A 25,473-nucleotide genomic window follows, 5' to 3' on the forward strand; every position below is an offset into this window, starting at 1 on the left:
TGCGCATGCCGACCAATGTCCTGATGCCCGCGCTCTCGCCGACGATGGAAAAAGGCAAGCTGAGCCGCTGGCTGAAGAAGGAAGGCGACGCCGTCCGTTCCGGCGACGTCATCGCCGAGATCGAGACCGACAAGGCCACCATGGAGGTGGAGGCGGTCGATGAGGGCGTGCTGGCGAAAATTCTCGTCGCCGAAGGCACGGAAGACGTGCCGGTGAACGATGTCATCGCCATTATCGCGGAAGAGGGTGAGGACGTGGCCGCCGCGCCAAAGGCGCCGGAGCAGAAGGCGAAAGCGCCGGAGAGCGCGAAGGCCGGAGAGCAGGGCAAGGCTGAGAAGCAGGCCGATCAACCCGCCGCCGCGAAGCAGTCAGCGGCTGCGCCCACCAGGACGGCGCCTGCCGGCGCGGACCAACCAGCTCCAGGCCACGACGGCAAGCGCGTTTTCGCCTCGCCGCTGGCCCGCCGCCTCGCGAAGGAGGCGGGCCTCGATCTCGCTGGCCTGACGGGGTCCGGTCCGCGTGGCCGCATCGTCGAACGTGACGTGCTGGAGGCGAAGCAGGCAGGCGGCGCGCGACCTGCGGCGTCCACAACCGCCGCGGCGCCGGCCTTGGCGGGCGGGCCCGATGGAGCGGCGGTGCGCGCCATGTTCGCGCCGGACAGCTTCGAGGAAATCCCCCTCGACGGCATGCGCAAGACCATTGCGCGCCGGCTGGTCGAATCCAAACAGAGCGTGCCGCATTTCTATCTGACGGTGGATTGCGAGATCGACGCGCTGCTGGCCCTGCGCGCCGACATCAATGGCGCGGCTCCGAAGGGAGAGGATGGCAAGCCGGCCTGGAAGGTCTCGGTCAACGACCTGGTGGTGAAGGCCTTCGCCGCCGCCCTGCGCCGCACGCCGGACGCCAACGTCTCCTTCGCGGGCGACGCCATCCTGCGCCACAAAACGGTGGACGTGGGCGTGGCGGTGTCGATCCCGGGCGGCCTGCTGACGCCGGTGATCCGCAACGCCGACGCCAAGAGCATTTCCGTGATTTCGCAGGAGGTGCGCGATCTGGCGGCGCGGGCGCAGAACCGTCGCCTGAAGCCGGAGGAATACACCGGCGGCGCGGCGGCGGTGTCGAACCTCGGCATGTACGGCGTGCGCGAGTTCGCCGCTGTCATCAATCCGCCGCACGCCACCATCCTGGCGGTGGGCGAGGGCCAGCAGCGCGTCATTGTCCGCGACGGCCAGCCGGCGGTGGCGACGATGATGACGGTGACCCTGTCGGTGGATCACCGCGCCGTTGACGGCGTGCTGGGCGCGCAACTGTTGCAGGCGTTCCGGGCGCTGGTCGAGAAACCGGCGGCCATTCTGGCGTGAGATTGCGGCCGGATCCCTGATCCGGCCTTTCCGCCTGCGGGCGCGAGCATCCGGCGTGAAAGCGAAACCATGGCAGAAACTTACGACATCATCGTCATTGGCTCCGGCCCGGGCGGCTACGTCACGGCGATCCGGGCGGCGCAGCTGGGCTTCCGCACCGCCATTGTCGAGCGCGAGCATCTGGGCGGCATCTGCCTGAACTGGGGCTGCATCCCCACCAAGGCATTGCTGCGCTCGGCCGAAATCCATCACTACATGGAGCGGGCGGAGGATTATGGCCTGAGCGCCGGCAAGCCCGGTTTCGACATCGGCAAGATCGTCGCCCGTTCGCGCGGCGTCTCGCGCCAGCTCAACACGGGCGTGGGCTTCCTGCTGAAAAAGAACAAGGTCGATGTCATCTGGGGCGAGGCGACGCTCACCCGCGCCGCCGCCAGCGGCAAGCCGGCGGCCATCACCGTCAAACCCACGCAGAAGAAGGCCATGCAGCCGCAGCCGCCGGAGCCGAAAGGCGTGTCCGGCCCGGGTGAATACGAAGCGAAGCACGTCATCCTCGCCACCGGCGCGCGCCCACGGGTGCTGCCGGGCCAGGAGCCGGACGGCAAGCTGGTCTGGACCTATTTCGAGGCCATGGTGCCGCCCGTGCTGCCGAAATCGCTGCTGGTCATCGGCTCCGGCGCCATAGGCATCGAATTCGCCTCGTTCTACCGCGCCTTCGGAACCGAGGTGACCGTCGTCGAAGTGCTGCCGCAGATCCTGCCGGTGGAGGATGCCGAGATTGCCGCGCTGGCGCGCAAGCGGCTGGAAAAGCGCGGGATAAAATTCCTGACGGGAGCGAAAGTCACCGGCCTCGACCGCAGGAAGGACAGCGTCATCGCCACCATCGACGATGGCAGGACGCAGCAGAAAATCGAGGTCTCCCGTGTGCTCGCCGCGGTTGGCGTCGTCGGCAATATCGAGAATTTGGGCCTGGAGAAGCTGGGCGTGAAGACCGAGCGGGGCTGCGTCGTCACCGACGGTCTCGGTCGCACCAATGTGCCCGGCGTTTACGCCATCGGCGACGTCGCCGGCCCGCCGATGCTGGCGCACAAGGCCGAGCATGAGGGCGTGCTGTGCGTGGAAGCCATCAAGGGCCTGCCGGCTCACGCCATGGAGAAAACCCGGATTCCAGGCTGCACCTATTGCGATCCGCAGGTGGCCTCCGTCGGCCTCACCGAGGCGAAGGCAAAGGAAGCCGGCCATGACATCCGCGTTGGCCGCTTCCCGTTCATCGGCAATGGCAAGGCCATCGCGCTGGGCGAGCCGGAGGGGCTGGTCAAAACCATTTTCGAGAAATCCACCGGCAAGCTGCTGGGCGCGCATATGGTTGGCGCCGAGGTGACGGAACTGATTCACAGTTTCGTCGTCGCCATGAATCTGGAGACGACGGAGGAGGACCTGATCGCCTCGGTGTTCCCGCATCCGACCCTGTCCGAAACCATCCACGAAAGCGTGCTCGACGCCTGGGGGCGGGCGATCCACATCTGACGGGGCGATCCGGGGGCCTGCGGCGGCTCCGTGCTGTGGCCTGGCGGGCGCGTCCCGTTCAAATCTCGCGCAAGACCCGGCTTGCGACTTGAACGCCGGGCCCGCCGGGGTTCTGCTCGGGATTGTCGGCCGTTCAGGCGATTCCGCCCGGTACGGAAGCCGGGCCACGTCGGGGAACGAAAGCGTTCCGAACAGGAGAGCAGCATGGAAACACAGGTCTATGGCGCCCTCGGGCAACCTGGCGTGGGCTTCATCATGGCGATTATCGTCGGCGCGCTCGCGGGCTGGATCGCCGAGAAGGTCACCAACGCCAACATGGGGTTCTTCTCGAACATCCTGATGGGCATTATCGGCGGCGTGGTTGGCAATTTCCTTGCGCGCCAGCTCGGCATGATGGTCTACGGCTTCTGGGCCAATCTGGTATCGGCCATCGTCGGCGCGGTGATCATTATCTGGGCCTACCGCGCCATTCGCGGGCAGTCATAACCGCCCCACAAGCCCGGCGGCGGTTGAAACGCCCCGCCGCCAGGGCCAGATGAGAGCATCGACGCCATAAAAACGTCGATGCCTGCCGGAAATGCGCCGCCGCCCGGCGGCGCCTGCCACGGCGGAGGAAACGTCCGTAATCTTTGGCGATTTTCGCGCCGGGTGCTAAACCGGCGAAAGCGCCAGCCAGATCCGTCGTCCCCCCGCGCGGGGGCGTGTATCGGTATGAAGTCGCCCCTCATGCAGGGGCGCGGAGCCCGTTTATGGCCGTTGTACTCGATCTTCTGAACAGGGACCCCCGCCCGAAGACGGACGGCGATGCGCCGGCGGCGCCGCGCCACCCGGAAAAGGCACACCGCCCGGACCAGCCGGTGCAGCAGCGCAAGCCGGAATGGTTGCGCGTCAAGGCGCCCGGCTCGGCCGCCTGGGCGGCGACCAATCGCATTGTCCGCGACAGGGGTCTGGTCACCGTCTGCGAGGAGGCGGGCTGCCCGAACATCGGCGAGTGCTGGGAGAAGAAGCACGCCACCTTCATGATCATGGGCGACACCTGCACCCGCGCGTGCGCCTTCTGCAACGTCAAGACCGGCATGCCGCAGCCGCTGGACCTGGATGAGCCGGCCCGCGTTGCCGACGCCGTCGCCAGCCTCGGCCTGTCGCACGTGGTCATCACCTCGGTGGACCGCGACGACCTGAAGGACGGCGGCGCCCTGCATTTCGCCAACGTCATCCACGCCATCCGCGCCGCCGCGCCGGCGACAACCATTGAGATCCTCACCCCCGACTTCCTGCGCAAGCCAGGCGCGCTGGAAGTGGTGGTGGCGGCGAAGCCGGACGTGTTCAACCACAACCTGGAAACCGTGCCGTCGAAATATCTGAAGGTGCGGCCCGGCGCGCGCTACTTCCATTCCCTGCGACTGTTGCAGCAGGTGAAGGAGCTTGACCCCGCGATTTTCACCAAATCCGGCATCATGGTCGGCCTTGGCGAGGAACGGAACGAGGTGCTGCAACTCATGGACGACCTGCGCAGCGCCGAGGTCGATTTCATTACCATCGGCCAGTATCTGCAGCCGACGCGCAAGCATCACCCGGTGATCCGCTTCGTCACGCCGGACGAATTCCGCGCCTATGAAACCACCGCCTGGGCCAAGGGCTTCCTGATGGTGTCAGCAACGCCGCTGACCCGCTCGTCGCACCACGCCGGCGAGGATTTCGAGCGCCTGAAGGCCGCCAGGGCCGGGCAGGCGCCGCGCTAGGGCGACCTCTCCAGCAGGAGGGCGCTGTTTGCGTTGCGAAGCGCCGGCAGCGTCGATGCGGCAAATGACAGCAATAGAGCGAATCCCGGTTCAGCATGATTTTGCCCGGGGCCCGTACGGGGATTTGCAGTCCTCTGCCGCCTTGCTTCGGAAATGCGCCGGAAGCGCGGGCCATGCGCCAGACGAAGCGGCGAACTTCGCGCGCCGCGCCAGATCGCGGGCCGGGTTTTCAGCGGGCCGGGTTTTCACTTGCCGGGTTCTCACTTGCCGGGTTTTCACTTGCCGTTCCCATGGCGTATGTCTGCGCCACGTCAACCAACACGATCCTGGACCCCCGCCGGATGCCATCCTTCACCACCACGCGCACCGTAGGCTATACGCCGGAGCAGATGTTCGCCCTTGTCGCCGACGTGGAGCGCTACCCCGAGTTCCTGCCCCTGTGCACCGGTCTGCGGGTGTTGCGGCGGGAAACCGACGACGAAGGGCGCGAGGTGCTCGTCGCCCGCATGAGCGTTGGTTACAAGAATATCACCGAGGATTTCGCCACCCGCGTCGCCCTCGATCCGGCGCGCAACCGCATCGTGGTTGAATATGTCGACGGCCCCTTCAGCCACCTGACCAACCGCTGGACGTTTGCGCCGGCTGGTTCGGGCTGCGAAGTGCAGTTCTTCATCACCTACGAGTTCCGCAGCCGCCTGCTGGCCGGCCTGATGGGCAAGATGTTCGAGCGGGCGTTCCAGAAATTTGCCGAAGCCTTCGAGGAACGCGCCCGGACCATTTACGGCCCGCAACCCGCCGTCCAGCCCTGAGCCGGGAGCGGGCAGGCCGCGCGCGCCTGTTGTCGAGGCCGATTGAGGCCATGCTGACTGCGCCTGAAAAGGAGAGGTCGGGACGGTTGGCCCGGCTCCCGCGCGCCCGCCGGCCGCCAGACCGGCGGTGGGCCGCAGGGTCCTGATATCGTCGCGGCGCCGTTTTCGGACAACCGGGCGCAGCGGCGTATCCCCTGGCTTCCACACGTCCCCTTCCACGCGTCCCCTTCCACGCATCCCCTGGCGGGACCGCGAACGGGGGGGTGTGGGACATGCAACAGATATCCGTCATTACCCTCGGCATCGCCGATGCCGCGCGGGCGCTGCGCTTCTATGCCGATGGCTTCGGCTGGACGCCGGTTTTCCGGAATCACGAGATCATCTTTTTCCAGATGAATGGCCTGGTGTTGGGCCTGTTCCAGCGGGAAGCGCTCGCGGCGGACATGGGCCGCGCCAGCGAGGGCGGCGCGGCAGCCATGGCGCTGGCCCACAATGTTCCGACCCGGGAAGAGGTGGCGCCGCTGATGCAACGCCTCATCGCCGCCGGCGGCGTCATGGCGCGGGCGCCAGACGCGCCGCCGCACGGCGGCTATCGCGGCTATCTGGCCGATCCGGACGGTAATGCCTGGGAAATCGCCTGGAACCCGGCGTGGCCAATCGACGCCGAAGGCCACGTCCGCTTCGGACTGTAGCCGCGCCGGGGCAAGGAACGAGGAACAGGGGACAAGGACCAGGGGGCAAGAAGCGGGAACAGGCGCAGGGGAAGCGGCTTCCCCGGCAATGGTTGCCGCGCCGTGAGGTTTTCCCCGCCTCTCCGGTCCTGTCGCCGCGGCGCCGGAATGTTGGCCGCCAGCGCGCCGTAACCATCTCGCCTGTCGCGCCCGTTTTCCTCGTTCCGGTCAACGAAAATCACGCATGTTTACCATCCCTGTTCACTATCAGGGAACGAGAACAAAACAAAAACACGAAATGCCCTTGTCGCCAGAACAAACATGGAACATCCTCTGTTTATGCACAGAAGGAGGTTCACATGTTCACACTCATTCTTCGCAGCGCCGCCGAGCTTGTCGCCCTTTGCGTGTTCGTCAGCATGATTGGCATCTGGGCTGGCATTGCCGCTGGCGTCTGAACCGCTGCCCCGGCTCCGCGCTTGTCCACCAGCCGTCATGACCGGGCGGGCGAGCCGCGACGAGGGGATGCGCGGTCATCATGCGGAAACGACAGCGTTTCCGCCACGCGGCGGCGGCAAATCCCCGCTGGCCACGCCGCCATCCGGCTCCTCAATTGGTTCTGGCGCGCCTTCGGGGCGCGAACAGCCTCTGCCTTTCCGGCCGCCGGGCCGGTTCCGGGCTTGGCCGGAAGCGCACGGACGGTTATTCCTTGCTGGCGGCCGCGCGGGGCCCTGATCGCCCGGAGCCATTGCCAGCAGGAGACAGGACCATGTCATCGATCCTTCGCGAGGTTGGATTCGTGCACCTGCACGTGCATTCGTCCTACTCCTTGCTGGAAGGGGCGATGCGCGTTCCCACGCTGGAGAAGCTGGCGAAGGAAGATCGCCAGCCCGCCATGGCGCTGACCGACACCAACAATCTGTTTGGCGCCCTGGAGTTCTCCGAAAAATTTTCCGGCTCCGGCATCCAGCCCATCGCCGGCCTGCAGCTCACCGTGGCGCTGGAGGAAGACGACCCAAACGCGCGACCGGCGCTGGACCGGCGCCTGCCGTCGATCGTCCTGCTGGCGGCGACGGAGGCGGGCTATCGCAACCTGTTGCAACTCACCAGCCGCGCCTGGCTGGACGCCCAGCCAGGGGAGCCCGTCCACGTCAGGCTGCCGTTCCTCGCCGACCACGCCGCCGGGCTGATCGCGCTCACCGGCGGACCGAATGGCCCTGTCGACATGGCGCTGGCCAGCGGCCAGGCCGACGTCGCCGCCCGCCGGCTCGGGCAACTCGCCAGTATCTTCGACCGCCGGCTTTATCTGGAATTGCAGCGCCACGGCGTCGACAGCGAGCGAACCGTGGAGCGGGAGCTGATCCGGCTCGCCTATGATCGCGGGCTGCCGCTGGCCGCCGCCAACGAGCCGTATTTTTCTTCCGGCGGCGATTACGAGGCCCACGACGCCCTGCTGGCCATCGCCGAGGGCCGGCTGGTGTCTGACGACCGCCGGCGGCGCCTGACCCAGCGTCACCATTTCGCCACCCGAGCCGAGATGCAGGCGCTGTTCGCCGACATCCCCGAAGCCCTGACCTCGACGGTTGAGATCGCCATGCGCTGCTCGGTGCGGGCCCGCACCGCCAAACCGATGCTGCCGCGGTTCAGCATGGAAATGGACGAGGCCGAGGACCTGCGCCAGCGCGCCGTCAATGGCCTGAAGGCCCGCCTTGACGCCCATGGTCCGGCCGAGGGCCTGACGCTCGCCGATTATGACCGGCGGCTGGAATACGAGCTCTCGATCATCGAGCGCATGAAGTTCCCTGGTTACTTCCTCATCGTGTCGGACTTCATCCAGTGGGCCAAGGCGCAGGATATTCCGGTGGGGCCGGGGCGTGGCTCGGGCGCCGGCTCGCTGGTCGCCTGGGCGCTGACCATCACCGATCTCGATCCGCTGCGCTTCCAGCTGCTGTTTGAACGCTTCCTCAACCCGGAACGCGTCTCGATGCCGGACTTCGACATCGACTTCTGCCAGGACCGGCGCGACGAGGTGATTTCCTACGTGCAGCGCCGCTATGGTGAGGAGCGGGTCGCCCAGATCATCACTTTTGGCACCCTGCAGGCGCGCGGCGTCATGCGCGACGTTGGCCGCGTTTTCGAGATGCCTTACGGCCAGGTCGATCGCCTGACCAAACTGGTGCCGCAGAACCCGGCCAACCCGGTGACGCTGGCCCAGGCCATCGCCGACGAGCCGCGTCTGTCCGAAGCCGCCCAGGAAGATCCGGTGGTCGGCCAGATGCTGACCGTGGCGCAGAAGCTGGAGGGCCTGCATCGCCACGCCTCAACCCACGCCGCCGGCATCGTCATTGGCGACCGGCCGCTGGAGCAGCTGGTTCCGCTCTACAAGGACCCGAAATCCGGCATGCGGGTCACCCAGTTCAACATGAAATGGGTGGAGCAGGCCGGCCTGGTGAAGTTCGACTTCCTTGGCCTCAAGACGCTCACGGTGCTGCGCACCGCCGTCAATCTGCTGGCGCAACGCGGCGTTCAGGTCGACCTGTCGGCGATCCCGCTCGATGACCGCAAGACCTACGAGCTTCTGGGGCGCGGCGAAACGGTCGGCGTGTTCCAGGTGGAATCGGTCGGCATGCGCAAGGCGCTGGTGGACATGCGCGCCGACCGGCTTGAGGACCTGATCGCCCTCGTCGCCCTGTATCGCCCGGGCCCAATGGCTAACATCCCGGTGTATTGCGAGCGCAAGCACGGCAAGGGCGAGCCGGAGGAGCAGTGGTATCTGCATCCAAAGCTGGCGCCGATCCTGCGTGAAACCTTCGGCATCATCGTCTACCAGGAGCAGGTGATGCAGGTGGCGCAGGAGCTGTCCGGCTATTCGCTGGGCGAAGCCGACCTGCTGCGCCGCGCCATGGGCAAGAAAATCAAGGCGGAGATGGACGCCCAGCGCGTCCGCTTCGTTGACGGCGCTGAAGAAGCGGACATTCCCAAGGCCCTGGCCGACGAGATCTTCGATCTTCTGGCCCGCTTCGCCGATTACGGCTTCAACAAGAGCCACGCGGCGGCCTACGCGCTGGTCGCCTACCAGACCGCCTATCTCAAGGCCAATTATCCGGTGGAGTTCCTGGCGGCGCTGATGGCGCTGGACATGGACAACACCGACAAGCTGTCGGAATTCCGCCGCGACGCAGAGCGGCTGGGCGCCAGGGTGGAGCCGCCGTCCATCAACCGCTCGGGCGTCACCTTCGAGGTCGAGCACCGCGCCGACGTCAGCATCATCCGTTACGCCCTGGCAGCGGTGAAAGGCGTCGGCGTCCAGGCCGTCGAGGCCATTGTCGCCGCCCGCGGCGACCGGCCGTTCCGCGACCTGGCCGACTTCGCCTCCCGGTTGCAACCGCGCCTCGTCAACAAGCGCACCATCGAGGCGCTGATCGCGGCGGGCGCCTTCGACGAACTGGAGAAGGACCGGGCCCGGGCCACGGCGGCCATTGAGGCGATGATCGCCATGGCCAACCGCACCCAGGAGGCGGCGGCGATCGGCCAGAACGATTTTTTCGGCGGCGCCGGATCGGCCCCGGAGCCGCTACGCATCCCGGACTACGACCCCTGGCTTCCGGCTTTCCGGCTGCAAAAAGAATATGACGCCATAGGCTTCTTTCTGACAGGTCATCCTCTGGATGAATATGGCGCCTTGCTGGAAAAGCTGCGCGTGCAGCGCTGGACCCAGTTCGTGCGCTCGGTGAAAGCTGGCAGCGGCGTCGGCCGCGTCGCCGCCACGGTGCTCGACCGGCAGGAGCGCCGCACCAAGAGCGGCTCGAAAATGGGCATCATCAATTTCTCCGACCAGTCCGGACAGTTCGAAGCCATCATCTTCAGCGAAGGCCTGAGCCACTACCGGGAGTTGCTGGAGCCAGGCCGGCCGCTGGTGCTGATTCTGCAGGCGTCCCTGGAAGGCGAAGAGGTGCGCGCCCGCATCCAGAGCGTTGAGCCGCTCGACGCCGCCGTCGCCAGGCACCAGAAGGGCCTGCGCATTTTCCTGCGCGACGAGCGCCCGGTGGCCAGCATCGCCCAGCGCCTGCGCGAACGCGGCGAAAGCGAGGTGTCGCTGATCCTGATGCTTGAGGAATCAGGTCGCGAGGTCGAGGTGAAGCTGAAAGGCCGCTATCTGGCCTCGCCGCAGGTCGCCAGCGCCCTGCGCGCCATCTCCGGCGTTGTCGACGTGCAGATGATGAGCTGAGCTGGCGCGCCTGGTCTGAATTTCATGGCAACCTGTTGATTTTACTTTACTTGCTGTGAAAGCCGCCTTCGCCAGCGGGTCATGGACGGCCACACGCGCTATCATGACGTTGGCGGGGACCAGGCCCGGCGCCCGCCCGCAATGCAATGCAGCGCCAGAGCAGCCATGTGCGGGGGGCGCCTGCTGCGCCCTGGCGAAGGGACCGCGATGCTTTCGCCAGCTCCGGCCATATCGTGCTTTCGCATGTTTTTCCGCTGTCAGCATGGCGGCAATTCGGTCGACCTGCTGGTCCATGGCCTTTTGCGGTTCGTTATGGCTTTTTATCAGAAACAAGACGCAACCAAATGATAAATAACAAATTTTAATGACCGGTATTCTGCCATCAGGGCAGGGGATTTCAAATCAATCCCCGTCAGGGCCGCCCGCACGCTTGCCTTGCGGCGCATGGCGTAGAAGATGGGCGCCACATTCCATCCTCCGCCTCATCTGGCGTCCCAGGCTCCAGCGTCGGTTCGACGCCTCCAGCAACGGTGAAGCATGACCCGCACAGCGCTTTACACCGGATCGTTCGATCCGGTCACCAACGGCCACATTGACGTTATTCGCGCTGCCTGCGCCATGGTCGACCGGCTGGTCGTCGCCATTGGCGTCCACCCGGGCAAGGCGCCGCTGTTCACCGTGGAAGAGCGCGAGCAAATGCTGCGGGAGGAATGCGGCGCCATCGCCGCCGGGTTCAACACCCGTCTCGATGTGGTGACTTTCGGTGGCCTCGCCGTGGACACCGCCCGGGAGGTGAAGGCCAACATCATCATTCGCGGCCTGCGTGACGGCTCCGATCTGGACTACGAGATGCAGATGGCCGGCATGAACGGCGCCATGGCCCCTGAGGTGCAGACCGTGTTCCTGCCCGCGTCGCCAGCCGTGCGCCCGATTACCGCCACGCTGGTTCGCCAGATTGCGGCGATGGGCGGCAATGTGAGCCTGTTCGTTCCGCAGGGCGTCGCCAGGCGTCTTGCGGAAAAACGGGCTGCCCGCGGCTGAACCCCAACCAGTTTCTGGCGCTGGCAGGCCCGGCGCCCATGAGGAGCAAAGCGTGAAGCACACAATCGCACTGGCGCTCGCCGCCTCCCTTTCGCTCGGCCTGTTCGCGGCTCCCGCTTTTGCCCAGGCTGGCAAAGATGCCGGCAAGGACGCTGGCAAGGATGCGGCGAAGGGCGCCCCGACCGTGCTGCTCGACACCAAAGACGGCCGCGTCACCATCAGGCTGCGACCTGATCTCGCGCCAAAGCATGTGGCGCAGATCGAGGCGCTGACCAGGCGCGGCTTCTATAACGGCATCGTTTTTCACCGGGTGATCGACGGTTTCATGGCCCAGACCGGCGATCCCACCGGCACCGGCGCTGGCGGCTCCGACCTGCCGAACCTGCCGGCGGAATTTACTGACAAGGCGCATTTCGTCCGTGGAACCGTCGGCATGGCCCGCGCGTCCTCGCCGGATTCCGCCAATTCCCAGTTCTTCATCATGTTCGACAAGGCGCCGTCGCTGGACGGCAAATACACCATCGTCGGCGAGGTCACCTCGGGCATGGACGTGGTCGACAAGATCAAGAAGGGCAATACGGCCCGTAACGGCCTGGTCGAGAACCCGGACAAGATCGTCAAGATGCAGATGGCGCCGGCGGCCAAATAGGCCGGCGCAGACGGAAGCCCGAGGGAACACGGAACCCCCGGGGAACGACATCGCTGCGGCGCGGTTTCCCTCACGCGGCGAAATGCGGGCACTCGACATCAGCCGGGCGCGCCGTTAACAGGCGCAGCAGGCCAACAAGGCGGCCCAGGACCAGCAGCGGCCAGGGCCAAGCCTCACGAGGAACAAAACCATGAGCGACGCCGACAATACCCTGATCCTCGAAACGACCAAGGGCCGCGTGGTGATCGCCCTGCGTCCGGATCTGGCTCCGCAACACGTGGAGCGCATCAAGACGCTGGCCGGCCAGGGATTTTATGACAATGTCGCGTTCCACCGCGTCATCGACGGCTTCATGGCGCAGACCGGCTGCCCGCACGGCGCCGGCACCGGCGGCTCCAGCCTGCCGGACCTGAAGGCCGAATTCAGCAATGAGAAGCACGTGCGCGGCACCTGCTCGATGGCCCGCACCGCCAACCCGAATTCGGCCAATTCTCAGTTCTTCATCTGCTTCACCGACGCCCCGTGGCTCGATCGCCAGTACTCCGTCTGGGGTCAGGTGACCGAAGGCATGGACGTCGTCGACCAGATCAAGCGCGGCGAACCTGTCGCCAACCCGGACCGCATCGTCAGCGCCCGCGTCGGCGCCTGATCCGGCGCCATCGCGCCTGCGATTGCCTGTCGGGATGGACGCGGAGACGCGCCCGTCCCGTTGTGTTTTGTATTTGAAAACCAGCACTTCCGAAAGCCGCTTCGCGTGAAAGTTGACCTGTTCGATTTCGAGCTTCCCGAAAGCGCCATCGCCGTGCGGCCGGCCGAACCGCGCGATGCGGCCCGGCTGCTGCGGGTGGTTCCATCGCAGGATGGGGCGAGCCCGGAACTGACTGACTGGCAGGTGCACGATCTGCCAGGCCTGCTGCGGCCTGGCGATCTGCTGGTGCTGAATGACACCCGGGTCATTCCGGCGCGGCTCAGCGGTCTGCGCCTGCGCGGCGACAACGCCTCGCGCATCGAGGCGACCCTGCACATGCGCGAGGCGCCAGACGCCTGGCGCGCCTTCGCCCGGCCGGCCAAACGGCTGGCGGTGGGCGACCTGATCCGCTTTGGCGCCCAGGGCGCTTCTGCCGACGACCACGGCGCCGCCTGCGCCCTCGGCCAGCTGGAGGCGCGGGTGGAGGAAAAGGGCGAGAGCGGCGAGGTGCTGCTGCGGTTTTCGCTCTCCGGCGCCTACCTCGATGAGGCTCTGGAGCTGGTCGGCGTCATGCCGCTGCCGCCCTATATCGCCAGCAAGCGCCCCGAAGACGCCCGCGACCGCCTGGATTATCAGACCGTCTATGCCCGCGAAGACGGGGCGGTGGCCGCGCCGACCGCCGGCCTGCACATGACGCCGCGCCTGTTCGACGACCTGAAGGCGGCCGGCGTCGACCATGCCTTCGTCACCCTGCATGTGGGCGCTGGCACGTTCCTGCCAGTGAAGGCCGACGACACCGACGATCACCGCATGCACGCCGAGCGCGGCGTCATCAGCGCGGAAACAGCGGCGCGCATCGCCGCGACCCGCGCCGCCGGCGGCCGCATCGTCGCCGTTGGCACCACATCGCTGCGTCTGCTGGAAAGCGCTGCGGCGGCGGACCCGCAGGGGGCGGTGCGGGCGTGGAGCGGCGCCACCGACATCTTCATCACCCCGGGCTTCCAGTTTCGGGCTGTCGATGTGCTGATGACCAATTTCCATCTGCCGCGCTCGACCCTGTTCATGCTGGTCAGCGCCTTCAGTGGCCTGCCAGCCATGCGCGCAGCCTATGCCCACGCCATCGCCGCCGGTTACCGGTTCTACTCCTATGGCGACGCCAGCCTGCTGTTCCGCGCGGATGCCGGCGCGACCGCCCCATCAATCTGATTTGACACAGGTTTCCGGCGGAGCCTCGTCATGGTCTCGCTGGAAAATTCAGGAAGAGGTCGTCTTGACCAGCCAGCCCAATCTGACCAGCGCCGGGAACGGGGTTGCGCAGCCCGCCTTCGCGTTCGCCACATCCGCCATTGACGGGCGGGCGCGCACCGGCCTCATCACCACCGCCCACGGCCAGATCCGCACGCCGGCCTTCATGCCGGTGGGGACGGCGGCGACGGTGAAGGCCATGTATCCGGCGCAGGTGAAGCAGCTTGGCGCCGACGTGGTGCTGGGCAACACCTATCATCTGATGCTGCGCCCGGGGGCCGAGCGGGTGGCGCGCCTTGGCGGCCTGCACCAGTTCATGAACTGGCCGCACCCGATCCTGACCGATTCCGGCGGCTTCCAGCTGATGTCGCTGTCGAAGCTGCGCAAGATCACCGAGAAGGGCGTTACCTTCCAGTCGCACATCGACGGCGCCAGATACGAACTGACGCCGGAGCGCTCCATTGAAATTCAGGGTTTGCTCGGCGCCGATATCCAGATGCAACTGGACGAATGCGTGCGCATGCCGTGCGCGCGCGAGGAGGCCGATCGCGCCATGCAGCTGAGCCTGCGCTGGGCCGAACGCTCGAAAGCGGCGTTCGGCGCGCTGCCCGGCCAGGGGCTGTTCGGCATCGTCCAGGGCGCCGATGTGCCGGAATTGCGGGTTGAGAGCGCCCGCAAGCTCATCGACATCGGCTTTCACGGCTACGCCGTCGGCGGCCTGGCGGTGGGCGAGCCGCAGGACGTGATGCTGGCCATGCTGGACGTGGTGACGCCAATCCTGCCCGCTGACCGTCCGCGTTATCTGATGGGCGTCGGCACGCCGGACGACCTGGTGGAATCAGTGCGACGCGGCGTCGACATGTTCGACTGCGTGATGCCGACCCGCGCCGGCCGTCATGGCCTGGCCTATACCCGCCACGGCAAGGTCAATCTGAAGAACGCCCGCCATGCAGAAGACACGCGGCCGCTGGACGAAGCCTCGCCCTGCGAGGCCTCAAGCGCCTGGAGCCGAGCCTACCTGCATCACCTCGTCAAGTCCGGCGAGATCCTCGGGATGATGCTGCTGACCTGGAACAACCTGGCCTATTACCAGGAACTGATGGCCGGGATGCGCGCCGCCATCGCTGCTGGCCGCCTCGACGATTTTATCGCCGAAACGAAGGATGGCTGGGCGCGAGGCGAGGCGGCGGCATAGCCGTCGCCGCCGGCAGGGCGCGGCGGCTCAGCTTTTGCCCGGCGCCAGCACGCGCTCGAAATCCGGATCACGCGCCGGCGCGCGGCGCAGGCCGGCGATAATGGCGTCGGTCAGCCTGGCGGCGATGGGCAGCCGGTAGTGCAGATTGTCCCAGTAATTGTCGTCGCGCGCGGTGACGGCGTTGGGAAAGCGAAAATCCAGCACCGTTGCGCCGTAACGGGCGCCCAATTGCGCGAAAGTTTTCTTGCATGCGGCCTGCCGCGCCGCTTCCTCGCTGCCAGGGCGAGGCTGCGAAGCGATATGGGTCGGCGGGAACACCAGCGCCACGCGGGTCCTTTCCGGCGCCGCGCGCAACAGCGTTTCCAGCCAGTGGGCGGCGGGAAAACGCCAGCTCGCCGTCACGCTGGCCGGCGGCTGGACTGGCGGCTCAACCGGCCTCACATCCGGCTTTCCAGCCCAGATATGGGTGCGCGCCCGCTCCAGGTCGTAGAGATTCTCCGGCGGAGTGAAAACCTCGTAGCCATCTGAACGGATACGGTCCTTCGCCAGGCCAAGCCGGTTGGCGGCGACCCGGGTCGCGATCTCCAGGCTCTGGAAATCGAACATGCGCAGGAAATCAAACGTCCTGTCGTCGTCGTACAGCCATGGCGGGAAGCTGCGAAACGTCAGGCGCTTGCTGTCGCTGTCCGCGTCGGCGTCGCACCAGTTGGCGTCGAGGCCGAAAACCAGGGTGCGGGCTTTTGGCGTCTGGCGCAGGAACAGGGCGGCGAGCTGCGTCTGCTCCCACGGCGTGGCGGCGTTCATGGCCAGATTGGCGAACTTGCCGCCGAGGCCGGCGTCAAGCCGGGTCGGGTCCAGCAGCCGCACCGTCGACGTCCCGAACACGGCCGAATCGAACTGGCCGCTGCGCGTCATCTGCGGATACATGTAGCGCTGGTTGACGTCCATGATCGGCGCCGGCGCGCGCGACGGCGAGGCAAAGACGCCGTAAGGGTCCATGGCGACGGTGAAGCCGAGCAGAGCCGTCGCCGTCGCCACCGCCGAACCAGCGAACCACAGGGAGAATGTCCGCCACGGCGTCTTCGCAGGCGTGGGGCCCGCTGTGACTTTTCCCGGGATATCAGAATGTTCCGGCTGAATGCTGTTGCTCATCTGTCCGCATGGCCCGCCTGGAGCATGATCCCATCCCACTGACGGCCCCACCGCTCACGGCGGGAGCATCGCCGGAGCGATCCATCAGCGAACCAACCCATGAGTGAACCCGGCCGGAGGCGCGGCCGCCACATGCGGCGGGAGGATCGCGGGATAGCTGGCTGCCTGCTGTCCCGCGCCCCATCAATCCTTGACGATCTTGCGGGAATAATGGCGGTGCGAACCGGGCGGCTTGCTGCAATCATAGGCATAGCCGGTGGTGACCGACCAATCATGCCGGTCGCGGCGCAGGTAAAGGTCCGTGCCGCCCACCGCGCGCACGCCCGCCGCCATGCCTTGCACCGCCGGGCCGAAGCCGCCGGCCGTGCTGGTGGGAGGGCTGACTTCCGCCACCTTGCGGCAATGGCGGACATCAAGCGGATGGTCCCAGACCTGGATGCCAGGGCCGGGATGTGAACAGGCCGACAGCGCGACGGCGGCGCCGGCGGCCGCCACAAACTTCATCATAACCCCAGCCATGTACGCGCTCCAGATATGCCGCCGGAATGACCTTGCCTGCGTTGCTGGCCACGCCGCCAGGGCGTCGCAACGTCAGCGGGCGACGCCATCGAACGGGACCTTACCAATATGGGCTGTCCAAAGAACTCAGGGCGAAGCTGTTCACGATTCCCGGACGTTTCGCAACAGTGCCTGCGCCGGGCCGCGGGCGCAACCGGCGCAGGCCGGGCGCAGCTTCACTTCCCCGCCGCCAGCTCCCGCAGGCGCGGCGGCTGCGGCAATACGGTAAAGGCGACAACACCCGTAACGCACAGGGCCGCGAGAAACAGATAAGCGGCCGTGAGCGAATCCAGCCCGGCAAGGGCAGCCCAGCCGGCGACAATTGACGAGAGCCACTGCACCACAGCCACGCCGAGGAACATGGCCATGGTCAGGGCGGAGAGGGCGCGGCCCTGCTCCTCCGGCGGATAGGAATCCCGGCAGTCGGAATATTGCAGCACGCCGAAACCGCCTTCCAGCGCCAGCAGCAGGCACAGGGCCATGGCCAGCATCGGCGCGCTGGCCGGCGTCAATCCCAAAGCGGCGATCAGGGCCGCGAGCAGCAGGCCCAGCGCGCGGATCATCAGCCGGCGACGGCGCGGTCCCGGGTCAAGACGGCCAAAGATCGCCGGGCCGAAGATCATGGCGACGGACATCATCAGCACCACATTGCCAGCGGCGACAAGACTGTAACCGAAACGCTCCATGAACAGCGGCGCCAGCCACAGGGCGCGCACCGACATCTGCACGGCGTAAATGACGCCCGCCAGCAGCAGAATCGCCGCCGCCTGCTTCTGGAACACCACCGCCGCCAGGTTCCTGAACGAGCCGATGATGCTTTCGCCGCGCGCCGCCGGATTGTCCGGATCCTTTTCCACCAGCAGCAGGCAACTGGCCACCGAGAGCGCCGAAAGCATCCCGAGGCTGACGAACCCGGCGCGCCAGGAATAATGCTCCACCAGCCAGGCCAGCGGCGTGGCCGTCATCAGCGTGCCAATGCTGCCGATCGACATGATGAGCCCGGACATGGCCGAGAGCTTTTCCGGCGGCAGATGGCGGCCGATGAACACCAGCGAGGCCAGCAGGCCGGGGGCGCAACCAAAGCCGATCAGCGCCTGGCCTGCCATCAACATGGTGAAGGAGGTGGCCGAGGCCGCCACCAGGGCGCCGACGATGGTGAGGGAGAAGAAGCAGGTGAGGGTGCGGCGCGAACCATAACGGTCCAGCGATACGCCCACCGCCACCTGCATCAGGGCGAAGGCCAGATGGAACAGCGCGGCGAACTCGCCGACCTGTTTCTGGCTCAGGTTGAACTCGGCGGCGATCTGCCCGGCCGTCACGCCGGGAAAGGTGCGATAGGCCTGGCTCAGCAGGAAGGCCGAGGCCATGGCGGAGAGCATCAGATTGAAAGAGCGCCCCCCGGATGCGCGAACGCTCATGACGCAGCCCTGTCGCCAGCATGGACCATGGTGTCGTCCCCTCCCGGATCATTGATTGGCGGCTCATGTTTGGCGGGCCGCCAGGGCGCGGACAAGCCGGACAAACGTCGCCCGGCCATGCCGCCAGCGCGGGGCCATCGCCTGCCGCGCCCCTTTGGCCTGAACCGGCGACCGGGGCAATGTCAGCGCGGCTCGATCACCAGGCTCTGGATCGAACGGCCGAAGTAGCCGTGACGGTCGGCGAGGCGACCGATGGAGAGGCCGGCGCCTCCCGGCCCGAACACCGAATGCCCGTCCACCAGCACCCAGTCGCCAACTGGCGGCCGGGAGAAATTCAGCGTCAGGTCGCTGTTGATGAAGGTCCATTTGCTGAAATCGAGCGATGAGGCAACGCCGTTGCAGAAGTCGCCGCCGATGGCGGCCAGCATCTCCGGCGTGGTCGCATGGCCTTCGATCATCGGCCTGTCGGCGCGAAACCACACGGCCGCCGGCCCCAGCTCCTCGAAGCCGCCGCCGCGCGCCAGCTTCAGGGTCATGCACTGCACAAACGGATTGTTGTCGCCAAAGCCGTCCCGGGGATCGCGGCAGGTCTCCGGCATGGGCGCGTCCAGCGCCAGCGAGCTGTTGTCGACATAATCGGGCAAGGTGATCGCGGCTGCGCGGATTTTCAGCACGCTGGCCCGGGCCACCTCATGACCGCCGGCGCGCAGCGACACGCCCACGAGCTGGATCTTGCGGCCTGAACGCAGAATGGAGGTTTCGTATTCCAGCTCGCCCAGCGGCACCGGCCGCATCAGATCCATGGTGACGCGCGCCACATGCATTGGCGCCGGCGTCTCCACCTGGTTCGCCGCCCAGACAGCGAAGGTGGTCGGCGCGCTGCCGTGCTGCATGGTGTTGTCCCACGGGCCCGCCGCATACGGCCGCGCCAGCACCCGGTTGCCCTCAACCCTGAAAACCGCTTCCATCCCGACCCCGTCATTTTTGATCATGCAGGCCGCCTCCCGGGCAGGGAGACCGCCGTATACGCGGGTTGTTTTCGGCCATTCTGACGCGCCCCGCAACCAGCAGGCGGGACGGCTCACATCCAGAAGCCCATGACAAAACGGCCCGCAGGCGCAAAACGCCGCGAGCGAACATTGCATTGAGCACATTTGTGGGGAAATGTAAGGCCGATGGCGCGCCCAAGGGGAGTCGAACCCCTCTCTCCAGCGTGAAAGGCTGGCGTCCTAACCGATAGACGATGGGCGCGTTCCGTCGGTGAACGGACCTATAGAGAGCATTGCCGGCGTTCGCAAGTGCGCATTGCGCATGTCGTTTTTGTTGCTGTGGACGACTTCGCTGCATTTTGGCCATCGCTGGCGCATAGAACCTGTGAGACAGGGGCTGTCGTCACGATTCTTGCCGCCGCCGCCGCGGCGCGGGTTGGGAAATTCAGCATGGATCACCATGAGTTAACCCAGGACGCCCTGGATGACGTGGCGGAAATGCGCGACATGTTGCGCAACGCCCGACGGATTGTGGGATTCACCGGCGCCGGCATATCCACCGAATGCGGCGTGCCCGATTTTCGCTCGCCCGGCAGCCCGTGGCTGAAGTTTCCGCCGATCGAATTCGGGGAGTTCGTCTCCAGCCCGGCGGCGCGCCAGGAGGCCTGGCGGCGCAAGTTCGCCATGGACGACATCTACGGTCACGCAAAACCCGGGCGCGGCCATCGCGCCCTGGCGCATCTGGTGAGCGTCGGGCGGATGAGCGCCATCATCACCCAGAATATCGACAACCTGCATCAGGCTTCCGGCGTCGCGCCCTCGCGCATCATCGAACTGCATGGCAATGGCGCCTACGCACGCTGTCTGGATTGCGGCCTGCGCCATGAACTGGCCGATATCCGCGCCCGCTTCGAAGCGACCGGCGAACCGCCTGTGTGCGCCAGTTGCGGCGGCATCGTCAAAACCGCGACCATCTCTTTCGGGCAGGCGATGCCGGAACGGGAGATGCTGCGCGCCCAGGCCGTCGCTATGGATTGCGACGTGTTTCTGGTGGTCGGTTCATCGCTGGTGGTGCATCCCGCCGCGACGCTGCCGCTGATCGCCCGGCAAAGCGGCGCGCGCCTGGTCATCCTCAACCGCGATCCGACGCCGCTGGACGAGGCGGCGAGCCTGGTGGTCAACGCCGACATCGGCGATGCGCTGGAGCCGCTGGCGCAGCTGAACTGACGCCATTTAACTGAACATGGGGCGCTTTCCTCCGGCGCGTCAGCGGTTTAACCTTGAACGACGTCCGTAATCCGTTGCGATGGGCAAAGGCATGACAGACAGCTCCGGCCCGAAAAAACCCGGCGGAGACCTTCCCCCGGCCGGCGCGCCGCGCCAGCCAGGGCTGGTGGAGGCCGTCCACGCCGATCCGGCGGGAGCGCCCCTGGAGGAGGTGGCGGGCCGCGTCAAATGGTTCGACATGGCCCGCGGCTTCGGCTTCATTGCCCGCGCTGACGGACCGGACGTAATGCTGCACGCCGCCACCCTGCGGCGCGAGGGCCGCAGCGCCATTCGGGAAGGGGCCATGGTGACATGCATCGCCGCCACGGGGCCGCGCGGCCTGCACGTGGTGCGTCTTGTCGCCATTGACGAAAGCACGGCGCCCAATCCCGCTGAAACCGCGCCCAGGACCCATGTGAGCATCACGCCGGAAAGTGGCCTGAAGGCCGCGACGGTGAAATGGTTCAATCGCCTGCGCGGCTTCGGCTTCGTTTCCTGCGGCGAGGGCGAGCCGGATATTTTCGTGCACATGGAGGTGGCGCGCCGCTGCGGCATGCTCGGCCTGCGCCCTGGCCAGGCGGTCGCCGTCCGTTTCGGCGAGGGACCGCGCGGCCTGATGGCGACGGAAGTGTATCCGCTGGAGGAAGCCGCCTCCGGCGCCGCCCTGCGGCATTGACGAACCCGGTGCTGGTCGCTCCCGCCGTTTGCCCCGTCAGCTGCGCGGACAGCATGCGCCGCCGGGGACGCCAATCCGGCCTTGCCCCAGGTTATCCGCCGCCCAGGTTTTGCGGCTTCCTCGTTTTGACGCAATTACGCAGGCAACATCGATCAAGCGGCCGGCCGATTCCCGCCGTTTTCCTTCGGAAAGCCAGCATTCCCGCCATGTCCCTGTCATTCTCTCCGCGCCCAGCGCCGCGCATCGCCGCCGCCATCGCCATTGTCCTGTCCGCGCTGTCCGCCGGCCCGGCGCTGGCCGCTGGCCCCGCCCAGGCGCCAGCCGCCGCCCTGGTCACGCCGTCCGACGCCACGCCGCTGAAAATCGTCACGGCCGTCACCACCCATGCCTTCCAGGTTGAGGTGCGCGATACGCCGAAAGGCCGGGAGGTCGGATTGATGCATCGCCGCAGCATGCCGGAGGATCACGGCATGCTGTTCGATTTTGAGGAGGAGGCGCCCGTCGCCATGTGGATGAAAAACACCCTGATCCCCTTGGACATGGTGTTCATCCGCGCTGACGGAACCATCGCCCGGGTGGCGCGCCAGACCGAGCCCATGTCCACCCGCATTATCGCCTCCGGCGAACCGGTGCGCTACGTGCTGGAGCTGAATGGCGGCGTTACCGACAAACTGGGAATTCAGCCGGGCGACCGGGTGAAGCATCCGTCGATAGCCGGCAAATAATTACCTTCCCCAAGGACGTTTGACCCCAGGAACGCCTGGCGGCGCGGACGCGCCGAAGGGCTTCTCAGCCGCCCGCGGAATGATTGCGGCGGTGGCTGCGGATAATCTCCACCACCTCGCGACCGCTTGTCCGGACCGGCAGCGCCCGCCAGTCGCCCCGCACCGGCAGCGCCTCGCGCAGACGGCGGCGATATTCGGCGCGCGGGATTTCAATCGCGCCCAGGCTGGCCAGATGGCCGGTGATGAACTGGGTGTCGAGCAGGGTGAAGCCGCCGGCGATCAGCCGCGCCCACAGATGCGCCAGCGCCACCTTGGAGGCGTCGGTCACGGTGTGGAACATGCTTTCGCCAAAGAAGGCGCCGCCGATGCGCACGCCATACAGGCCGCCCACCATCACGCCGTCGCGCCAGCACTCCACGGTATGGCAGGCGCCCATGGCGAACAGCTCGCCATACAGGCGGCGGATTTCACCATTGATCCAGGTGGCGTCGCGGTCAGGCCGGGACGCGGCGCAATTGTCGATGACGCCGGAGAAATCGCTGTCGACGCGCACCTCGAAAGGGTCGGCGGCGATGGTGCGGGCGAGGCGGCGCGGCAATTGCAGGGCGTCGAGCGGGAAAATCCCGCGTTCGTCGGGTTCGACCCAATAGATGTCGGCGGCGTCCGCGCCGTCCGACATGGGAAAAATGCCGGCCGCATAGGCGGCCAGCAACAGGTCAGGGGTCAGGACAGAGGCGACCGTTTCCCCGCTCATGGCCGGTCAGAACTGCGCGTCGTCCATGCCGCCGTCGAGGAGGAAATGCTCCAGCCAGTGGATGTCATAGGCGCCGGCCTGGATGTCGTGGTTGCGCACCAGGGTGCGGAACAGCGGCAGGGTGGTGTCGACGCCGCCGACCACGATTTCGTCGAGGGCGCGACGCAGGCGCATCAGGCATTCATCGCGGGTGCGGCCGTGAACAATCAGCTTGCCGAGCAGCGAATCGTAGTTCGGCGGAATGCGGTAGCCCTGGTAGATGGCGGAATCCACGCGCACGCCGAGGCCGCCCGGCGGATGATAGTACGAAATCACCCCCGGCGAGGGGCGGAACGTCACCGGATGCTCGGCGTTGATGCGGCATTCGATGGCGTGACCGCGCAGGCGCACGTCGGACTGGCTGAACGACAGCTCCTCGCCAGCGGCGACGCGGATCTGCTCGTTCACCAGGTCGATGCCGGTGATCATCTCCGTCACCGGATGCTCCACCTGGATGCGGGTGTTCATCTCGATGAAATAGAACTCGCCGTTCTCCCAGAGGAACTCTACGGTGCCGGCGCCGAGATACTTCAGCTCCGCCATGGCGTTGGCGACGATGGAGCCGATCTTCTCGCGATCGGCCTGGCCGAGGGCCGGCGAGGGGCCTTCCTCCCACACCTTCTGGTGCCGGCGTTGCAGCGAGCAATCGCGTTCGCCAAGGTGCACGGCCTTGCCGCGCCCGTCGCCCATCACCTGCACCTCGATGTGGCGCGGCTTCTCCAGATATTTTTCCAGATAGACGGCGTCATCGCCAAAGGCGGCCTTGGCTTCCTGGCGGGCCACGGCAAGCGCGTCGGCCAGATCCTCACGCGTCCGCGCCACCTTCATGCCGCGGCCGCCGCCGCCTGAAGCCGCCTTGACCAGCACCGGATAGCCGATTTCGTCGCCAACCCGCAGCGCTTCGGCCTCGTCGGTAATGCCGCCTTCCGAGCCGGGCACGCACGGGATGCCGAGACGCCGCGCGGTGCGCTTGGCCTCGATCTTGTCGCCCATGATGCGGATGTGCTCGGCCTTGGGACCGATGAACGCGATATTGTGGTCGGCCAGCACCTCGGCAAAGCCGGCGTTTTCCGACAGGAAGCCGTAGCCTGGATGCACGGCGTCGGCGCCGGTGATCTCGCAGGCGGCGACCAGGGCGGGAATATTCAGGTAGCTGTCGCGCGCGGCTGGCGGACCAATGCAGACGCTTTCATCGGCGAGGCGCACATGCATGGCGTCGGCGTCCGCCGTCGAATGCACGGCGACGGTCGCGATGCCAAGCTCCTTGGCGGCGCGGAGAATACGAAGAGCGATCTCACCACGGTTGGCGATCAGGATTTTCTCGAACATGGCTCTCCAATCGGCGCTGGAGCGGAATAACCTGGGGACAGCGGCGGAACCGGGCAGCCGCTGTCCGGGATGAAGCGTCCGGAACGTCGCGGAGCGCCCGTTACTCGATGATCAGCAGCGGCTCGCCATATTCCACCGGCTGGCCATCGTCGAACATGATGGCGGTGACCGTGCCGGCGCGGGGTGCGACGATGTCGTTGAAGGTCTTCATCGCCTCGACCAGCAGCAGCTTGTCGCCAGCGCTGACCTTCGAGCCCACCTCGACGAACGGCTTCGCTTCCGGGGAGGGGCGGCGGTAGGCGGTGCCAACCATCGGCGACGTCACCGCGCCCGGATGATCGCCGCGCGGCGCGGCCGGGGCCGGGGCGGCGGCAGGGGCGGCCGCGGGCGCGGCGGCTGCCGGCGCCGGAACCGGAACCGTGGCCTGCACATAGGTGGGGGCGGGCGCGGCCGGCGGCGCCTGACGGGCGACGCGGATGCGCAGATCGTCCTTCTCCACCTCGATCTCCGTCAGGGTGCTATCGGAGACCAGACGGGCGAGTTCGCGAACGAGTTCGATGTCGGCTGCGGTTGCGTGGGGTTTCTCGCTCATGAGGATGTCTGGGCTCCTGATCCGGTGCGTGACCTGACAAGCGGCGCGAGCGCTTCGAGGGCCAGTTCGTAGCCAAGCGGGCCAAGACCGCAGATCACCCCAACGGCGACCGGCGAGACATGGGAACTGTGCCTGAACGGCTCACGCGCATGAATATTGGAAAGGTGAACCTCGACGACCAGGGCGCCAACGCCGGCGATGGCGTCGCGCAGGGCGATCGAGGTGTGGGTGTAGGCGCCCGGGTTGATGATCACCCCGGCGCCGGCGAGGCCCGCCGCCTGCACGGCGTCCACCAGCGCGCCTTCATGGTTGCTCTGCATGAAGGTCACGCTGACGCCAAGCGCCTTCGCCCGTTTGGCGATGCGCGCCTCGAGATCGGCGAGGGAGGCGTGACCGTAGGTTTCCGGCTCACGGCGCCCCAGCAGATTAAGGTTCGGCCCGTTGATGACGTGGATAGCGACCATGCTGTTGCGCCTGGGGCATCGCCCCATGGAGTGACCGCCACCCCACGGGAACATAATGCGTCACACAATATCTGGGGCGAGCCCGGCCTTGTCCGGCCAAAATTCGCCCCACGCTTGCTGAAGCGTGACCCGCCCACGAAGGACGCGCCGCATTCCAGTGATCTTTACAGGCAAGGCCTTCCGCGATGGCCAGGCATCCGCCAGAAACCGCCTGATGAATCACGACGTATTACCGTGCGTGGAAGGCGTCGCCAAGCCTTCCAGGGAAGCCTGCCGGAAAGCCTTCTGCAAAAACCCTCTTCAACGGCCAGCCTGCGCCCCCGCAGGCCTTCCGCCACCCGGCCGCTCGCCCGCAGCC

Annotated in this window: 24 protein-coding genes and 1 tRNA gene; 15 read left to right on the top strand and 10 right to left on the bottom strand. The window is 66.7% G+C overall.

The window, feature by feature from the left end; genetic code table 11:
- The first annotated feature begins 5 nt into the window (after nucleotides 1-5).
- The 7 genes from EV666_RS14505 to dnaE all read left to right on the top strand — a co-directional run bounded on the left by EV666_RS14505 (nucleotide 6) and on the right by dnaE (nucleotide 10,335).
- A complete protein-coding gene (locus EV666_RS14505) occupies nucleotides 6-1,361 on the top strand; it encodes a pyruvate dehydrogenase complex dihydrolipoamide acetyltransferase (protein ID WP_132009557.1) in 1,356 nt (451 codons plus the stop codon).
- Nucleotides 1,362-1,430: 69 nt separating this feature from the next.
- Entirely contained in the window at nucleotides 1,431-2,885 is a 1,455-nt protein-coding gene (gene lpdA, locus EV666_RS14510; protein WP_132009560.1) for a dihydrolipoyl dehydrogenase, read from the top strand.
- 204 nt (nucleotides 2,886-3,089) lie between these two features.
- Nucleotides 3,090-3,371 carry a GlsB/YeaQ/YmgE family stress response membrane protein gene (locus EV666_RS14515; protein ID WP_132009563.1) on the top strand — a complete coding sequence of 94 codons (282 nt, stop codon included), beginning with the start codon at nucleotides 3,090-3,092 and terminating at the stop codon, nucleotides 3,369-3,371.
- Between the two features lie 263 nt (nucleotides 3,372-3,634).
- Nucleotides 3,635-4,627 (top strand): lipoyl synthase, encoded by a 993-nt coding sequence (gene lipA / locus EV666_RS14520; RefSeq protein ID WP_132009566.1) that lies wholly within the window; start codon nucleotides 3,635-3,637, stop codon nucleotides 4,625-4,627.
- Nucleotides 4,628-4,968: 341 nt separating this feature from the next.
- Nucleotides 4,969-5,436 carry a type II toxin-antitoxin system RatA family toxin gene (locus EV666_RS14525; RefSeq protein WP_132009569.1) on the top strand — a complete coding sequence of 156 codons (468 nt, stop codon included), beginning with the start codon at nucleotides 4,969-4,971 and terminating at the stop codon, nucleotides 5,434-5,436.
- Nucleotides 5,437-5,708: 272 nt separating this feature from the next.
- Nucleotides 5,709-6,128, top strand: coding sequence for a VOC family protein (locus EV666_RS14530; protein WP_132009572.1), 420 nt, complete (start codon nucleotides 5,709-5,711; stop codon nucleotides 6,126-6,128).
- 748 nt (nucleotides 6,129-6,876) lie between these two features.
- A complete protein-coding gene (dnaE, locus tag EV666_RS14535; RefSeq protein WP_132009575.1) occupies nucleotides 6,877-10,335 on the top strand; it encodes a DNA polymerase III subunit alpha in 3,459 nt (1,152 codons plus the stop codon).
- 323 nt (nucleotides 10,336-10,658) lie between these two features.
- Here the strand turns inward: dnaE and EV666_RS18290 are convergent, their stop codons facing one another.
- Nucleotides 10,659-10,802, bottom strand: a complete 144-nt coding sequence (locus EV666_RS18290) for a hypothetical protein (protein ID WP_165910032.1) — start codon at nucleotides 10,800-10,802, stop codon at nucleotides 10,659-10,661.
- A 70-nt stretch (nucleotides 10,803-10,872) separates the two neighbouring features.
- On the opposite strand from EV666_RS18290, the gene coaD reads away from it, so the two are divergent.
- The 5 genes from coaD to tgt all read left to right on the top strand — a co-directional run bounded on the left by coaD (nucleotide 10,873) and on the right by tgt (nucleotide 15,153).
- Nucleotides 10,873-11,376: a pantetheine-phosphate adenylyltransferase gene (gene coaD, locus EV666_RS14540; protein ID WP_132009578.1), complete on the top strand. Its 504-nt coding sequence runs from the start codon at nucleotides 10,873-10,875 to the stop codon at nucleotides 11,374-11,376.
- Nucleotides 11,377-11,428: 52 nt separating this feature from the next.
- Nucleotides 11,429-12,025 carry a peptidylprolyl isomerase gene (locus tag EV666_RS14545; RefSeq protein ID WP_245514446.1) on the top strand — a complete coding sequence of 199 codons (597 nt, stop codon included), beginning with the start codon at nucleotides 11,429-11,431 and terminating at the stop codon, nucleotides 12,023-12,025.
- Nucleotides 12,026-12,215: 190 nt separating this feature from the next.
- Nucleotides 12,216-12,674, top strand: coding sequence for a peptidylprolyl isomerase (locus EV666_RS14550; protein ID WP_132009581.1), 459 nt, complete (start codon nucleotides 12,216-12,218; stop codon nucleotides 12,672-12,674).
- Between the two features lie 105 nt (nucleotides 12,675-12,779).
- Nucleotides 12,780-13,919, top strand: a complete 1,140-nt coding sequence (gene queA, locus EV666_RS14555) for a tRNA preQ1(34) S-adenosylmethionine ribosyltransferase-isomerase QueA (RefSeq protein WP_132009584.1) — start codon at nucleotides 12,780-12,782, stop codon at nucleotides 13,917-13,919.
- Between the two features lie 82 nt (nucleotides 13,920-14,001).
- Nucleotides 14,002-15,153, top strand: a complete 1,152-nt coding sequence (gene tgt, locus EV666_RS14560) for a tRNA guanosine(34) transglycosylase Tgt (RefSeq protein ID WP_245514452.1) — start codon at nucleotides 14,002-14,004, stop codon at nucleotides 15,151-15,153.
- Nucleotides 15,154-15,180: 27 nt separating this feature from the next.
- On the opposite strand, the gene EV666_RS14565 is transcribed toward tgt, so the two are convergent.
- From EV666_RS14565 to EV666_RS14585, 5 genes are all read right to left on the bottom strand, one after another.
- Entirely contained in the window at nucleotides 15,181-16,305 is a 1,125-nt protein-coding gene (locus EV666_RS14565; protein WP_132009590.1) for a hypothetical protein, read from the bottom strand.
- Between the two features lie 183 nt (nucleotides 16,306-16,488).
- Nucleotides 16,489-16,824, bottom strand: a complete 336-nt coding sequence (locus EV666_RS14570; protein ID WP_132009593.1) for a hypothetical protein — start codon at nucleotides 16,822-16,824, stop codon at nucleotides 16,489-16,491.
- A gap of 215 nt (nucleotides 16,825-17,039) precedes the next feature.
- A complete protein-coding gene (locus EV666_RS14575; protein WP_132009596.1) occupies nucleotides 17,040-18,281 on the bottom strand; it encodes an MFS transporter in 1,242 nt (413 codons plus the stop codon).
- 182 nt (nucleotides 18,282-18,463) lie between these two features.
- Nucleotides 18,464-19,273: a thioesterase family protein gene (locus EV666_RS14580; RefSeq protein WP_245514447.1), complete on the bottom strand. Its 810-nt coding sequence runs from the start codon at nucleotides 19,271-19,273 to the stop codon at nucleotides 18,464-18,466.
- Between the two features lie 184 nt (nucleotides 19,274-19,457).
- A tRNA-Glu gene (locus EV666_RS14585) sits at nucleotides 19,458-19,532 on the bottom strand.
- A gap of 188 nt (nucleotides 19,533-19,720) precedes the next feature.
- Between EV666_RS14585 and EV666_RS14590 the strand changes: the two genes are divergently transcribed.
- From EV666_RS14590 to EV666_RS14600, 3 genes are all read left to right on the top strand, one after another.
- Complete coding sequence (locus EV666_RS14590; protein ID WP_245514448.1) at nucleotides 19,721-20,497, top strand: SIR2 family NAD-dependent protein deacylase; 777 nt, start codon at nucleotides 19,721-19,723, stop codon at nucleotides 20,495-20,497.
- Nucleotides 20,498-20,588: 91 nt separating this feature from the next.
- Nucleotides 20,589-21,212: a cold-shock protein gene (locus EV666_RS14595; protein ID WP_132009599.1), complete on the top strand. Its 624-nt coding sequence runs from the start codon at nucleotides 20,589-20,591 to the stop codon at nucleotides 21,210-21,212.
- Nucleotides 21,213-21,418: 206 nt separating this feature from the next.
- On the top strand, nucleotides 21,419-21,937 hold the full coding sequence (locus EV666_RS14600) for a DUF192 domain-containing protein (RefSeq protein ID WP_132009602.1): 519 nt from the start codon (nucleotides 21,419-21,421) through the stop codon (nucleotides 21,935-21,937).
- A gap of 64 nt (nucleotides 21,938-22,001) precedes the next feature.
- Here EV666_RS14600 and aat read toward each other — a convergent pair whose 3' ends face one another.
- From aat to aroQ, 4 genes are all read right to left on the bottom strand, one after another.
- Nucleotides 22,002-22,691, bottom strand: coding sequence for a leucyl/phenylalanyl-tRNA--protein transferase (gene aat, locus EV666_RS14605; RefSeq protein WP_132009604.1), 690 nt, complete (start codon nucleotides 22,689-22,691; stop codon nucleotides 22,002-22,004).
- A 6-nt stretch (nucleotides 22,692-22,697) separates the two neighbouring features.
- On the bottom strand, nucleotides 22,698-24,059 hold the full coding sequence (gene accC / locus EV666_RS14610) for an acetyl-CoA carboxylase biotin carboxylase subunit (protein WP_132009607.1): 1,362 nt from the start codon (nucleotides 24,057-24,059) through the stop codon (nucleotides 22,698-22,700).
- A 100-nt stretch (nucleotides 24,060-24,159) separates the two neighbouring features.
- Nucleotides 24,160-24,651, bottom strand: a complete 492-nt coding sequence (gene accB / locus EV666_RS14615; protein WP_132009610.1) for an acetyl-CoA carboxylase biotin carboxyl carrier protein — start codon at nucleotides 24,649-24,651, stop codon at nucleotides 24,160-24,162.
- Nucleotides 24,648-25,115, bottom strand: a complete 468-nt coding sequence (gene aroQ / locus EV666_RS14620) for a type II 3-dehydroquinate dehydratase (RefSeq protein WP_132009613.1) — start codon at nucleotides 25,113-25,115, stop codon at nucleotides 24,648-24,650. Before aroQ ends, accB begins: the two co-directional genes overlap by 4 nt.
- Nucleotides 25,116-25,473: the final 358 nt, after the last annotated feature.

This window comes from Camelimonas lactis, assembly GCF_004342915.1.
Taxonomy (GTDB): domain Bacteria; phylum Pseudomonadota; class Alphaproteobacteria; order Rhizobiales; family Beijerinckiaceae; genus Camelimonas; species Camelimonas lactis.